Source organism: Nitrosospira sp. NpAV, from assembly GCF_000832065.1.
Classification (GTDB): Bacteria; Pseudomonadota; Gammaproteobacteria; order Burkholderiales; family Nitrosomonadaceae; genus Nitrosospira.
Genome location: NZ_JXQM01000013.1, coordinates 1 through 12,847, shown reverse-complemented (window position 1 = coordinate 12,847; position 12,847 = coordinate 1). Strand labels below are relative to the sequence as shown.

11 protein-coding genes are annotated in these 12,847 nt (G+C 53.2%); 7 read left to right on the top strand and 4 right to left on the bottom strand.

What is annotated here, in order from left to right:
* The first annotated feature begins 58 nt into the window (after positions 1 to 58).
* The 3 genes from eno to SQ11_RS16440 all read left to right on the top strand — a co-directional run bounded on the left by eno (position 59) and on the right by SQ11_RS16440 (position 2,559).
* Positions 59 to 1,342 carry a phosphopyruvate hydratase gene (gene eno / locus SQ11_RS08625; protein WP_041513763.1) on the top strand — a complete coding sequence of 428 codons (1,284 nt, stop codon included), beginning with the start codon at positions 59 to 61 and terminating at the stop codon, positions 1,340 to 1,342.
* Positions 1,343 to 1,452: 110 nt separating this feature from the next.
* Positions 1,453 to 1,794: a cell division protein FtsB gene (gene ftsB / locus SQ11_RS08620; RefSeq protein WP_306463970.1), complete on the top strand. Its 342-nt coding sequence runs from the start codon at positions 1,453 to 1,455 to the stop codon at positions 1,792 to 1,794.
* 378 nt (positions 1,795 to 2,172) lie between these two features.
* Positions 2,173 to 2,559 carry a lipopolysaccharide assembly LapA domain-containing protein gene (locus SQ11_RS16440; protein ID WP_052494111.1) on the top strand — a complete coding sequence of 129 codons (387 nt, stop codon included), beginning with the start codon at positions 2,173 to 2,175 and terminating at the stop codon, positions 2,557 to 2,559.
* 123 nt (positions 2,560 to 2,682) lie between these two features.
* Here SQ11_RS16440 and SQ11_RS08610 read toward each other — a convergent pair whose 3' ends face one another.
* Positions 2,683 to 3,234 carry a YaeQ family protein gene (locus SQ11_RS08610; protein ID WP_041513762.1) on the bottom strand — a complete coding sequence of 184 codons (552 nt, stop codon included), beginning with the start codon at positions 3,232 to 3,234 and terminating at the stop codon, positions 2,683 to 2,685.
* Positions 3,235 to 3,533: 299 nt separating this feature from the next.
* On the opposite strand from SQ11_RS08610, the gene nikR reads away from it, so the two are divergent.
* Positions 3,534 to 3,995, top strand: coding sequence for a nickel-responsive transcriptional regulator NikR (nikR, locus tag SQ11_RS08605; RefSeq protein WP_041513761.1), 462 nt, complete (start codon positions 3,534 to 3,536; stop codon positions 3,993 to 3,995).
* An 86-nt stretch (positions 3,996 to 4,081) separates the two neighbouring features.
* Here the strand turns inward: nikR and SQ11_RS08600 are convergent, their stop codons facing one another.
* Positions 4,082 to 4,396: a LuxR C-terminal-related transcriptional regulator gene (locus SQ11_RS08600; RefSeq protein WP_232297944.1), complete on the bottom strand. Its 315-nt coding sequence runs from the start codon at positions 4,394 to 4,396 to the stop codon at positions 4,082 to 4,084.
* Between the two features lie 80 nt (positions 4,397 to 4,476).
* On the opposite strand from SQ11_RS08600, the gene SQ11_RS17875 reads away from it, so the two are divergent.
* From SQ11_RS17875 to SQ11_RS08590, 3 genes are all read left to right on the top strand, one after another.
* Positions 4,477 to 4,644 carry a hypothetical protein gene (locus SQ11_RS17875; RefSeq protein WP_232297943.1) on the top strand — a complete coding sequence of 56 codons (168 nt, stop codon included), beginning with the start codon at positions 4,477 to 4,479 and terminating at the stop codon, positions 4,642 to 4,644.
* Positions 4,645 to 4,742: 98 nt separating this feature from the next.
* The gene (locus SQ11_RS08595) at positions 4,743 to 7,925 is read left to right on the top strand and encodes an efflux RND transporter permease subunit (RefSeq protein WP_041513760.1); all 3,183 of its coding nucleotides are present in this window, start codon (positions 4,743 to 4,745) and stop codon (positions 7,923 to 7,925) included.
* A complete protein-coding gene (locus SQ11_RS08590; RefSeq protein WP_052494110.1) occupies positions 7,915 to 9,120 on the top strand; it encodes an efflux RND transporter periplasmic adaptor subunit in 1,206 nt (401 codons plus the stop codon). The genes SQ11_RS08595 and SQ11_RS08590 overlap by 11 nt, the downstream gene beginning before the upstream one ends.
* 61 nt (positions 9,121 to 9,181) lie before the next feature.
* Here the strand turns inward: SQ11_RS08590 and SQ11_RS08585 are convergent, their stop codons facing one another.
* Positions 9,182 to 9,817 (bottom strand): response regulator transcription factor, encoded by a 636-nt coding sequence (locus SQ11_RS08585; protein WP_041513890.1) that lies wholly within the window; start codon positions 9,815 to 9,817, stop codon positions 9,182 to 9,184.
* A gap of 330 nt (positions 9,818 to 10,147) precedes the next feature.
* Entirely contained in the window at positions 10,148 to 12,121 is a 1,974-nt protein-coding gene (locus tag SQ11_RS16435; RefSeq protein WP_052494109.1) for an ATP-binding protein, read from the bottom strand.
* Positions 12,122 to 12,847 lie beyond the last annotated feature (726 nt).

The following is a 12,847-nucleotide window of genomic DNA, read 5'->3' as shown; positions in this document are numbered from 1 at the left end:
TCCCCCCATCCTATAGAAACCTAATAAAATTTAAACAAATGACCCAGGGAAAAATAGCATGAGTGCAATTGTAGATGTCATCGCGCGCGAAATTCTTGATTCGCGCGGCAACCCCACCGTTGAAGCGGATGTATTGCTCGAATCCGGTGTACTGGGACGGGCAGCCGTTCCCTCTGGTGCGTCCGTCGGGACCAGGGAGGCGGTCGAATTGCGCGACGGGGATGCGCAGCGCTATTTCGGCAAGGGTGTATTGAAGGCGGTGGAGAACGTCAATACCGAGATTGCCGAAGCCATCATGGGGCTGGATGCCATGGAACAGACTTTTATCGATCGGACGCTGAACGATCTCGACGGCAGCGGCAACAAATCAAGACTCGGCGCCAATGCGGTTCTTGCGGTTTCGCTGGCAGTGGCAAAAGCGGCAGCGGAGGAATCCGGTTTACCTTTATACCGCTATCTGGGTGGCGCAGGATCGATGTCCATGCCCGTACCCATGATGAATATCATCAATGGCGGGGCTCATGCCAATAACAGGCTCGACATGCAGGAGTTCGTGATTATTCCGCTGGGGGCGCAAAGTTTTCGCGAGGCGTTGCGTTGCGGTGCCGAAATATTTCATACATTGAAGGGTCTGCTGGACGGCAGGGGGATTAATACGGCGGTGGGCGACGAAGGCGGATTCGCCCCGAGTCTGGATAATAACGAGGCGGCGTTGCAGCTGATCGTGGAAGCCATCGAGCAGGCGGGTTATTTGCCGGGCCCGGATGTGGCCATCGGACTGGATTGCGCCAGCTCGGAATTCTTCCGTGATGGGAAATACCATCTGGTATCGGACGGATTGAGTCTGAACTCCGAGCAATTTGTCGATTATCTCACCTCCTGGGTCGACAAGTATCCCATCATCAGCATCGAGGATGGCATGAGCGAGCACGACTGGGACGGCTGGAAGCTGCTCACTAGCCGGCTTGGAAAATCGGTGCAGCTGGTGGGGGATGACATCTTCGTGACCAACAGCGGCATCCTGAAGGAAGGCATCGCGCAAGGCATAGCGAATTCCATCCTTATCAAGGTCAACCAGATCGGTACGCTTACGGAAACGTTTGCCGCCATAGAAACTGCCAAGCGCGCGGGCTATACGTCGGTGATTTCGCACCGTTCCGGTGAAACCGAAGATACCACCATCGCCGATATTGCCGTTGCCACCAACGCGCTGCAAATCAAGACCGGCTCGCTGTCCCGCTCTGACCGTCTGGCCAAATACAACCAGTTGCTACGCATCGAGGAAGATCTGGGCGACGCCGCGAACTACCCTGGACGAGGCGCATACTATCAGTTGAGATAAGGATAACCGCGTAATCTCGATATGCCGTGCCAAGCTTTCTGGTCGGCTCGTTTTTACGGCCCGCTGTCAACCGGATGAGCTGGCAACGCCGGCAGGAATTGCCTGTATAAATGACGATTGGTAGAGATATCCCGGTGAAAGTGCTGAGTCTTATACTCGTTGTTCTGATTGCCCTGCTGCAATATCCGCTATGGCTGGGCAAGGGGAGCTGGCTGAAAGTATGGGAATTCGATCAGCAGGTGTTGGCGCAGCATGAAATCAACCAGAAATTGCAAACCCGCAACGCCACGCTGGACGCGGAAGTGCGCGATCTCAAGCAGGGTTCCGACGCCATTGAGGAGCGTGCCCGCAGCGAACTGGGAATGATCAAGAAGGATGAGATCTTTTTCCATCTGCTGGAAGATAACAAAAGAAATACCTCACGAGTGGAATCCGGTGAGGCAAGCCCGTGAGGCGATAACAAGCAAAATAAGGCGATTTTTGCGTGAGCAAGCAGAACAAACGTCATCTCGACTGTAGCCAGTGCCAATGGCGGTCAGCGCAAGTCCTGATCGGTCTGGACTAGGTTCCCAGCCCAGACCGATGACGAAACCCGGTTCATCTTTCCTTCTTTTCTTGACCCGCTATTGGCCTTAAATCGTCAAAATCCACCCTCATCCGGTCGCGTTTCGTTTTCGATTCTTCAGGTCCGTCAGACTGCCAGCATGGAAGAGTCATCGTATTCTTGCTATTCTTGCTTTACAGGTGATCCGCACTATATTCTTTCTGCCAGGAAAACCGGGATAGTCGGAGCTTCGCCAATGATAGTAATCGGATAGCGGGACAAAGCCATGCATTTGCTTCTAATAGTGGGTATCGTTCTTGCCATCGGTGTCGTGGGGTTCGCTCTGCAGAACAACGTACCAGTGACGGTGTCCATGGCCTTATGGAGTTTCGATGGTTCTCTGGCCCTGGTACTGCTGCTCGCAATGGGCCTGGGGGTGCTCATTGCCGGGCTGTTTTCATCGCCCAGCATGATAAAAGGCCGGTGGACGCGCTTACGGCTTCGGAGCCGGGTTTCGCGTCTGGAACAAGACAAGATAGCGCTGGAGCGGCGTATTGCCGAACTGGAAGTTGAGCTTGAGAAGCTGTCGCCAACACCTGTTCACGAGGAGCCGGAACGTTTTCCCGGATTAAAGTCTTTATTTCTAAGTGGCCCCGGGAAACCTAAAGAATAAACGAATTATCCTAAATCCGTTAGGGCGGGGTGGCGCGCAATTGTAGGGACGGCGTGAGTGCAATGGACCGCTTTTGTGTTGTCAGCATGGTGCGGGCAAGAATGCATGGTGACGAAAGTCATTTCAAACCGGCGGCGGGCTCTGTAGCGTCACCAGTTCAAGCAGCACGGATACAGTATCATCGGCAAGCCAAATCTGCCCTTCCTGAATGGTGCAATTCAAGCGCATGCTGCGCTGCGCCTGCTTTGCGATGGCGCGGCTCGCTTCCAGTGGCAGATTGATCACGGTCAAGTTCCCGATCTGCTCAAGTTTGCCGCGGCATTGGTTCCACCACGTGCCGGCGATACGGCCGCCGTAGGTGTAAATGAATACCTGCCTGGCGCGGCCGCAGGCTTTGCGGACCAGTTTTTCATCCGGGAGACCCACATCTATCCAGACTTCGATGGCGCCCGTCAAATCCTTTTGCCAGAGATCGGGCTCATCACATGTGCTCAGACCGTTGCCAAACGACAGTGCTTCATGAGCGTGGAGCGCGAAGGCCAGTAACCTCACCATCATGCGTTCATCGGTTTCCGACGGATGGCGGGCGAGCGTGAGCGCATGATCCCGATAATAGTTGCGATCCAGGTCCGCAATTTGCAGATCGGCCTTAAAAATGGTTGCTCCAAGAGCCATATGCGTATGCGTCGTGGTGTGGAGTTGATGGGGAACTTTTATCCTGCCTGGAGCGCGGGGGAATCGCGAGCTGGCCCATTGATAATAATGTAGGGAATCCCTGACAGGAAATTCATTTATCCCTACATTATGTTTCAACACTCCCTGACAGACGTTTCCGTTATCCGTGTGTTACTTTTTGACCGGCTTACAAGTCATGTATCGGAACTCTCAAGGGGAAGGTCGCAATAGATGCGCGAACAAATCCTGATAAATAAAAGAAATTATTATACAAACAAAAAAACTTGGAGTAGGTAAACATGGAACGTCTCACTATATCGCTTAATGATCAACTCGCGGAGCAGTTTGATGTGGTAATGCATAAACGCGGTTATTTCAATCGTTCGGAAGCCGTACGTGACCTGATACGTGATCTGCTTGATACCGTTCGTTCAGAAGAACATGTCGAGGGTCATTGTATCGCCACGCTCAGCTACATATACAGTCATCACGAAAGTGAGCTGGCCAGTTCGCTTACCGCGGCGCAACATGATCATCATGACCTTACGCTATCGAGTATGCATGTGCACATGGATCATGACAATTGCCTGGAAGTAACCGTTCTGAGCGGGACTATCAAGAATGTAAAAGACTTTGCCAATCATATTATCGCTACACGCGGAGTACGGCATGGCAGGCTGCATCTTTTACCGGTTGAGATCGAACAAGAGCAGTATTCTCCTGATTCAGTACGGCATGTTCATAGCGCTGCTCTTGCGTGATTAACGAAATCAGGCATTATGGGTAGTGCTCAATCGAACCTGTGTAACCGGCTAGTCCAGCAATTTGTGCTCGGCCACATAGCGGATCAATCGGGCATTGTCTGCATGGTCATTTTTTCCGGGATATGGGCACGATAAGTACTCACGGTTTTAGAGCTTAATGCCAGTTTTTGCGAAATTTCGATTAAAGATACGCCGAGGGCGATAAGCTTGAGGACATTGAACTCCCGATCAGAAAGCGTGGAACGGGGCAGAATTGCCGAGGTTGGACCGAGATCGAACAGCAGTTTCTCTGCCAATTCCGGGTCTATGTATCGCCTCCCCTTCGCCAGGCGCCGGATTATGGATATCAGCAGATCGGTGAAGCTGTTTTTGGTGAGATAGGCGGATGGCGTATTCATCCTCGTGATACGTGCTTAACATCAGTAGTTGATGCTTCGCTTTACCGCTCGTTATCCGTTTTAGCACCTCCAGGCTGTTCATGCCCTGGCATGTTGACATCCAGCAATGCCATATCCCATCCACCCTGGCGCATTTTTTCCAGGGCATCGAGTTCACCTGTCGCTTCGCCAGCGACTACGATATCGGCCGTTTCGCCAAGAATCCGTTTCAGCCCATCATTCCATTAGTTGCAGTCTTCGGGAACTAGATCTAGACAAGGTATGGATTCATGCGATGACATCCATTACTCTGGGAGGCTTGATTACACACTTTTAACGCAACGCACTAATTTTCTCACTATTTCTCATGATTGAGATCGTTCGCGTTGCCCTGCGGCGACCGTATACATTTGTTGTACTAGCGCTTCTGCTCCTGATCATCGGTCCGCTTGCAACGCTTCGCACGCCCACCGATATCTTCCCGGATATTCGCATTCCGGTGATTGCGGTTGTCTGGCAGTATACCGGGCTGCCGCCGGATGAAATGGCGGGACGAATTACGACCCTGTTCCAGCGCTCGTTGACAACGACCGTCAACGACATCGAGCACATCGAAGCGAACTCGTACGCCGGTTCCGGCATCATCAAGGTTTTTTTTCAGCCGGGCGTAGATATAGCGGTTGCGAACGCGCAAGTCACGGCAATTTCGCAGACCGTTGTAAGGCAAATGCCGATGGGTACGATGCCCCCGCTGATTCTCAACTATAACGCGTCGACGGTGCCAATTCTTCAGCTGGCACTTTCCGGCAAGGGCCTGTCCGAGCAAGTACTGGCTGATCTCGCACTCAACTCGGTCCGCACGCCGTTGATTACCGTGGCCGGTGCAGCGATTCCTTTTCCGTACGGCGGAAAAACGCGCCAGATACAGATCGATCTCGATCCGCCAGCACTGCAGGCGCGTGGATTGACTGCGCAGGATGTCGGCAACGCACTTGCCGCACAGAATCTGATCACGCCCATTGGCACGCAGAAGATAGACGCATTTGAATACACACTGCAATTGAACAGTGCGGCATCCGTAATCCAGGACCTCGGTGACCTGCCGATCAAGGTTATTAACGGCTCAACGATTTATATCCGCGATGTAGCACAGGTACGCGATGGCAATGCGCCGCAGACCAACATCGTGCATGTTGACGGTACACGCTCCGTAGTGATGACGGTACTGAAGAATGGCATGACTTCAACGCTTGCCATCGTCGCTGGTATCCGGTCGAAGCTGGCCGAGATCAAGCCGGCTTTGCCGGCCAATCTCCAGGTTGTACCCATCAACGACCAGTCTTTGTTCGTGCGCGCAGCAATCAAGGGTGTCGCCTTGGAAGGCGCCATCGCCGCGGTACTGACAAGTATCATGATATTGTTATTTCTCGGCAGTTGGCGCTCTACGGTTATTGTTGCGGTGTCGATTCCACTGTCGATCCTCGGTGCGATCATCTGCTTGGCGGCGCTCGGCGAAACCCTTAACATCATGACTCTTGGGGGGCTTGCGCTAGCCGTTGGCATTCTCGTCGATGATGCCACAGTGACCATTGAGAGCATCAACTTGCATTTGGAAGAGGGCAAGGATGTCGAGACTGCCATTATGGACGGTGCCACGCAAATCGCGACCCCGGCGTTCGTCTCGCTGCTGTGCATTTGCATCGTTTTCATCCCGATGTTCTTCCTGGAAGGTGTTGCGCGTTTCCTTTTTGTACCCATGGCAGTGGCAGTGATGTTATCGATAGCATGGTCATTCCTCCTTTCGCGTACCCTGGTGCCGACCATGGCGAAATATCTGCTTCATCCGCATGCGCCCCACGACGAACAGGAACAACCGCTGCGCAATTCGCTGGTGCGTTTTCAGCGTCGCTTCGAAGCACGTTTCGAGCATGGGCGTGCCCGCTACCGCGAATATCTCACCCTCGCCCTGGCACACCGCCGCATATTCGTGATCTGTTTTCTCGCTTTCGTGCTCGCCTCATTTTTACTGCTACCATTTCTCGGCCGCAACTTTTTCCCAGCGGTCGATAGCGGCCAGATCCTAATGCACGCGCGTACCCAGGTCGGGACACGGGTGGAAGAAACAGCGAACCAGTTCGCCGAGATCCAGAAAGCCATTCGTAAAATCATTCCACCTCACGAAATTGAAGTAATAGTCGACAATATCGGTCTACCGCCCAGCAGCATCAACCTGACCTATAACAATACAGGAGTAATGGGTACGCAGGATGGCGACATTCAGATCGCGCTGAAGCAGGGCCACCAGCCCACTGACGGCTATGTGCGCAAGCTTCGTGAAGAGCTTCCGCGCCAGTTTGCCGGAGTCACGTTTTCTTTCCCGCCGGCCGATATCGTCAGCCAAATCCTGAATTTCGGTTCGCCAGCGCCAATCGAGCTGCAGATTCGCGGCAATGATCTGGATGCAAGTTTTGATTACGCCAACATGCTGCTGCCGAAAATACGCGCGATCACCGGCATCGCCGATGTGCGTATCCAGCAGTCGCGCAGAAAACCAGTCTTTGATGTCGATGTCGACCGTACGCGCGCGCAACAGGTCGGCATTACCATGCGCGACATTGCCACCAGCCTGGTGGCCAGCCTTGCCGGCAGCAGCCAGGTAGCCCCGACCTTCTGGTTGAATCCGCGAAATGGCGTGCAATATCCGATCGTAATACAGGCGCCGCAATACCGCCTTGATACACTCGCCGCGCTTGCCAATCTGCCCGTCGGCGGCAGCGATGGCAATTCTCAGGTGCTCGGCGCCCTCGCCGACTTCACACGTACCAGCGGCAATGCGTTGATCAGCCAGTACGACATCCAGCCAATGGTGCAAATCCATGCAACGACGCAAGGACGTGATCTCGGTGCAGTGGCGGTCGAACTGCGCCGCGTTCTCGCCGATACAGCAAGTAAAGTGCCGAAAGGGTCGACCGTTTCTTTGCTCGGCCAGGTACGCACAATGGAGAGCGCATTTTCGGGCCTGTTGTTCGGCCTGCTTGGAGCCATTGTGCTTATTTACCTATTGATTGTAGTGAACTTCCAATCGTGGGCCGATCCCTTCGTTATTATCACCGCATTGCCGGCAGCGCTTGCCGGCATCGTCTGGATGTTGTTCGTGACGCACACGCCGATCTCGGTGCCGGCATTAACCGGCGCGATCATGTGCATGGGGGTGGCAACCGCGAATAGCGTGCTTATGATCAGCTTTGCGCGCGAACGTCTTGACGCGCTCGGCGACGCGACTGCTGCCGCGCTCGATGCCGCATTCGTGCGTTCGCGGCCGGTTTTGATGACAGCCCTGGCGATGATCATCGGTATGGTGCCGATGGCACTGGGCCTGGGTGAGGGCGGCGAGCAGAATGCACCGCTCGGCCGCGCGGTTATCGGCGGCCTGGTTTTCGCAACGGTCGCTACACTGATCTTCGTCCCCGTCGTTTTCAGTATCGTGCACGACAGGCCCGGCAAGAAGTGCGCCCCGGGCCCCGTTGCCGGAGAAACACATGCCGCCTGATACCTCGGTTCCTGATGTGGTGCTGCGCAAATTGCGCCTCGCAGGTATTGTTGCTGCGGTCATCGTTATCATCATCGTCATTGCCGGTCTTTTCCAGCGAGCCTCAAGCAACGAGCAGCTGCGGAATTGGACCGACGAGCAGGCAATACCGTCCGTTGCTATTCTCAAACCTGGCGTGCAGGGCGATATGCCCACTCTTGATCTGCCCGGCCGACTGGAACCCTATTCGCGCGCATCGCTATATGCTCGTGTCAGCGGCTATCTGAAAAGCTGGAAAGTCGATATTGGCGCTCCGGTCAAGGCGGGTCAATTGCTCGCCGAAATCGAGACTCCGGATCTTGACCAGCAATTGATGCAGGGGAAGGCCGATCTTGCCAGCGCGCAGGCGAACGCGTCGCTCGCTGAAATCACCGCAAAACGCTGGCAGCTGCTGGTGAGTTCGAATTATGTGTCGAAACAGGCGGCCGATGAGAAAATGGGCGACTTCATGACCAAGAAAGCATTGGCAGACTCTGCTCGGGCGAATCTCGACCGTTTGCAAGCACAGAAAAATTTTACCCGCATCGTTGCACCATTCGATGGCCTCGTCACCGCGCGGGGAACTGATATCGGCGCGCTGATCAATGTCGGCAACGGCGTGGGGCAGGAACTTTTTGAAGTATCGAAGACGAACACGTTGCGCGTCTACGTAAATGTGCCGCAGATCTACGTGCCAAGTATCCCACCTGGGACTAAGGCAAGAATCACGGTACCGGAACACCCAGGCAAGATTTATTCTGCTGCCGTTGCCTCATCGGCGCAGGCGATCAATATCGCGTCGGGCGCAACATTGATGCAGATTCTGGTCGATAACGCGAACGGAGAGCTGCTGCCAGGTGCATTTGCCAACGTAAGTTTCGATCTGCCTCACAATGTTGTTGTGCTAAGCGTGCCGGCGAGTGCACTGATGTTCGACAAGTCAGGTCTCCGCGTTGCTACGGTAGGCCCCGGCAACAAGGTTATGCTTAAGACGGTCACGATTATGCGCGATCTGGGCAAGGTCATCGAATTGAGATCGGGACTTGTCCCCGATGATCGTGTTATCGAAAATCCGCCGGATGGTATTGCTGAGGGTGATCTCGTGCGCATCGCCGACATCGCGAAAAAGGCCGGTGACGCGGAGAGTGTGTCCGGCAGTAGCAAGGGCGTCTACTGAGATGTAGGAACCCATACATAAACTAGTCAAGAATGATCAATACTGGGTTGACATGAACTGGCTATTCCAGCAATTTGTGCTCGGCCACATAGCGGATTAATTGGGCATTGTTCTGCATGTTCATTTTTTCCAGGATGCGGGCACGATAAGTGCTCACGGTTTTAGAGCTTAATGCCAGTTTTTGCGAAATTTCGATTAAAGATACGCCGAGGGCGATAAGCTTGAGGACGTTAAACTCCCGATCGGAAAGGGTGGAATGGGGCAGAATCGCTGAAGTTGGACCGAGATCGAACAGCAGTTTCTCCGCCAGTTTCGGGTCTATGTATCGTCCTCCCTTCGCCAGGCGCCGGATTACGGATATCAGCAGATCGGTGGGGCTGTTCTTGGTAAGATAGGCGGATGCGCCTGCGCGTATCGTCCTGATAGCGTATTCATCCTCATGATACGTGCTTAGCATCAGTATTTGATGCTTGGCATCATCGCTCATTATTCGCTTCAGCACTTCCAGTCCATTCATGCCCGGCATGTTGACATCCAGCAATGCCACATCCCATCCACCCTGGCGCATTTTTTCCAGGGCATCGAGCCCATCGGTCGCTTCGCCGACAACTACGATATCGGCCGTTTCGCCAAGAATCCGTTTCAGCCCATCCCGGAAGAGCCTATGGTCATCAGCCAGAAAAACATTGATTATCATGCTCATGCCTCATCAAAACCGGTTGATATTCGAGGACCTTATCGACTTGTCAATGCCCGAATAAGAATGTACCAAAATAACAGGATCCGGAGTTACCAGCCAAGTTAATAAAAAGTGGGGCCGGGCCTCCAATTTTACTCATATAATGGGCCACCGATCCGGTTGCTTCGCCCCGGACATATCCATTCATTCAACAACAGCAAATTCGATGTCGTCAGCGTGTCGCCGTGTCCGTGGCAACAGCGGAACATCGCGAATAAGATTTCTGTGGGTCAATCGCGTAAATGGCGCCTAGTCGGTTTGATGCGGATTAACGGTTCTTGCGGCAAGTCATGAGATCCTTTCGTTTTGTTTTATGGGTATATGCAGGCTAACCAAGGTTCCTTGCCGGGGTGTGCTGGTGATATCAATGCCGCCTCCCAGCACTGCTGCCCGTTCGCGCATTCCAAGCAGGCCAAATGATTTTTTCCTAGAGGCATCCGTGGAATCAAATCCCTTGCCATCGTCGCGTACTTCAACAATGAGATCGTTCGCATTGCGCGACAGGGTGATTTCGACATGGGTTGCTTCGGCATGCCGTGCCACATTGGTCAGGGATTCCTGCACAATCCGAAATATCGCTACCGTCTGATCCTCATCCAGATCAACCGGAGCTTGCGTCAAATGCAACCTGCAGCTTATGCCGCTATGTTTCCTGAATTCATCTGTCAATTTCTTGAGGGCCGATATGATTCCCAGACCCAGTGAAGCCGGACGCAGATGCTCGGCGACACCGCGCACACTCTGAGTGGCTTTATCCACCAGTTCCGACATATTGCGCCTGATGATTTCCACCTTTTCTTTTTTGCTGTTTTCCACGCCTTTCAGCAATGAGAGTTCCAGATGCAGTGCCGCCAGGAGTTGGCCCAGTTCATCATGAATCTCGCGGGCGATGTATTTACGGTCCTCTTCCCGCATCCGTTCCACATGCGCTGCGAATTCACGTATCGCCGCATCGCGTACCCGCAACTCACGCTCTACGAGAATACGTGCTTCCGCCTGCTTGCGTTCCAGCCACTTCCCCAGATCGTCGCCGATGACATCGATCAGGTTCTGCTCCTCAGGCAGCAGGAAGGGCTGCTCTTCGCTATAAGATACCTCCATCCGACCATGAGGCTGACCATAGACCATGATCTGCTTGCATAATCCGCGCGCATGCTCTTTATCATATTGACCGGAAACAAATTGCTTGCCGTCGATTTCAATCATGATGGTGGAGATATGCGGGAATTGCATGGCCGCGATCAGGTTTACAAAAATAGTCCTGCAAACCTCTTCCAGCGACCCGGATTCCATCCCGCGGCGGATCGCGTAGAAACAGTTGATTTCCTTCAGCCGCTCGCGTAGCGACCCCTCGACCTGCTTGAGCTTGATGATTTCATGTTCAATGGCTTCCGCCATGGTATTGAAGCCAGCGCCGAGCTCGGCGATTTCATTGTGGGTGGAAATATCGCAGCGGGTAGAATAGCTGCCCTGGGCGATGCTGCTCGCCTGGCGGCTGAGATAATCGAGCGGGCGGAGGATATTGCGGCGCATATAGACAGTAGCCACCGCCACGACAAACAGCGCAGTACAAAGCACTGCCAGTATCAGCAGGATTTGCTGCTGGAATTTGGACTGCAGGTCGCTCAAGGTGGTTTGAGTGCGGTTATCCAGCTCGCGCATGAATTGGCTGATGGGGGCCATGATTCTGGCTTTTTCCGCTTTATAGCGTTCGCCAAACAATAAGCTGATGGCGAAGCCCCGATCCGGTGCGCGCGATACGGTAAAATTTCCGTGCCCGTCGTCGTATAGTCCTTTAATGGCCGCGAAGGCCTGTTTTTCCAGACTAACCAGATTGTCGGAATTCTTCTGTGCTTGTTGCAGCAGATCCAGTTCACGCTTACTGAAACCTTCGCGGCGCATCAAATCCATCAAGGAGATAGCCTTGCCCAGCGCGGTGGGGACGGGAAGGTCGGTTACGTTCCAATAGGTAATCGGATAATCCCGGGGGCGTGGCCGCTTGCCATTACGGATGTCGAGAATCTCGAAAAAAAAGCGTTCGTAGACCGGATCGCCAGTAGTGGCATAGCTGCGAGCCATCTTGGTGAGGTCTTCGGAGCTCTGGAACAGTTCATTTGCAAGCTGCAGGGATCTGTGTTTCTGGCGTTCGGCCGCGGTGATGTCATCCAGCGTGCCGAGCACCTGGGAGGAGAGCAGGATCAGCAGGCTGAGCACCAGTACGATGAAGATAAGACAAAAATTGGTAAAAAGGCCGATCCTCATGTTTTCCCTGTATCTTAATAAATCAGGTCATTGTCTTGCCCGTGGCCCTATTCTGCTTGCAGCCGCGTGCTGTCCATTCTTCCGCGGCTTTTGTTCCGGCCGGTACTTGAGTAAAAATGTATCAAATAGCGGGTCAAAAGTGTACTTGCCAAGTTAAAGGGGCCGGGATTCTGGTTAGAATCGGATTGAGGTGCACACCAGTAAAGCGTACTCTATTTCGAGTCTGCAAGGCGCATGGGATGGGCTCGGCAATGATGTTGTATCAGCGATAGAAATCCCAAAACTTGGGGGCTCCTTGGTTAACGAGTTTAAGCGGGTTCGGCAGTGGGAGGCGGAGAAGGGCTCGTCCAAAAGGAAGTATGCAGTGTCAAGAGCGCGGTAGTGTCAGGCTTCAACGCCTCCACGATGGCTCCAGTTTGATCCGAATTACGATTCGTCACAAAAATAAAGAGAATCTTCCTACACAGAATTTATAGTTTGTGGGTATTTTTTATGACTAATAGTAAAAAACCCTTCATCATTATACCAATCCAATTACTAAACATAAAAAGGAGATTCCGAGAGATGGAAAATCTTGAAAAGGGGGGGGGTAAAATGGTCAGCTATAAATTAGCATCGGCTGAGGATTCTTCGCAAAAGAGCGACGTCTGGAAGCAAAGGAATAATTTTTTCGCCCAAGCAGCATGGGTGACAGCATTGATAGCCGGTTTTCTGTCATTATCTTCG

Coding starts and splice junctions, on each gene's coding strand:
- eno (WP_041513763.1), top strand. CDS start 59: ATGAGTGCAATTGTAGATGTCATCGCGCGCGAAATTCTTGATTCGCGC.
- ftsB (WP_306463970.1), top strand. CDS start 1,453: ATGACGATTGGTAGAGATATCCCGGTGAAAGTGCTGAGTCTTATACTC.
- SQ11_RS16440 (WP_052494111.1), top strand. CDS start 2,173: ATGCATTTGCTTCTAATAGTGGGTATCGTTCTTGCCATCGGTGTCGTG.
- SQ11_RS08610 (WP_041513762.1), bottom strand. CDS start 3,234: ATGGCTCTTGGAGCAACCATTTTTAAGGCCGATCTGCAAATTGCGGAC.
- nikR (WP_041513761.1), top strand. CDS start 3,534: ATGGAACGTCTCACTATATCGCTTAATGATCAACTCGCGGAGCAGTTT.
- SQ11_RS08600 (WP_232297944.1), bottom strand. CDS start 4,396: ATGAATACGCCATCCGCCTATCTCACCAAAAACAGCTTCACCGATCTG.
- SQ11_RS17875 (WP_232297943.1), top strand. CDS start 4,477: ATGCCCTGGCATGTTGACATCCAGCAATGCCATATCCCATCCACCCTG.
- SQ11_RS08595 (WP_041513760.1), top strand. CDS start 4,743: ATGATTGAGATCGTTCGCGTTGCCCTGCGGCGACCGTATACATTTGTT.
- SQ11_RS08590 (WP_052494110.1), top strand. CDS start 7,915: ATGCCGCCTGATACCTCGGTTCCTGATGTGGTGCTGCGCAAATTGCGC.
- SQ11_RS08585 (WP_041513890.1), bottom strand. CDS start 9,817: ATGATAATCAATGTTTTTCTGGCTGATGACCATAGGCTCTTCCGGGAT.
- SQ11_RS16435 (WP_052494109.1), bottom strand. CDS start 12,121: ATGAGGATCGGCCTTTTTACCAATTTTTGTCTTATCTTCATCGTACTG.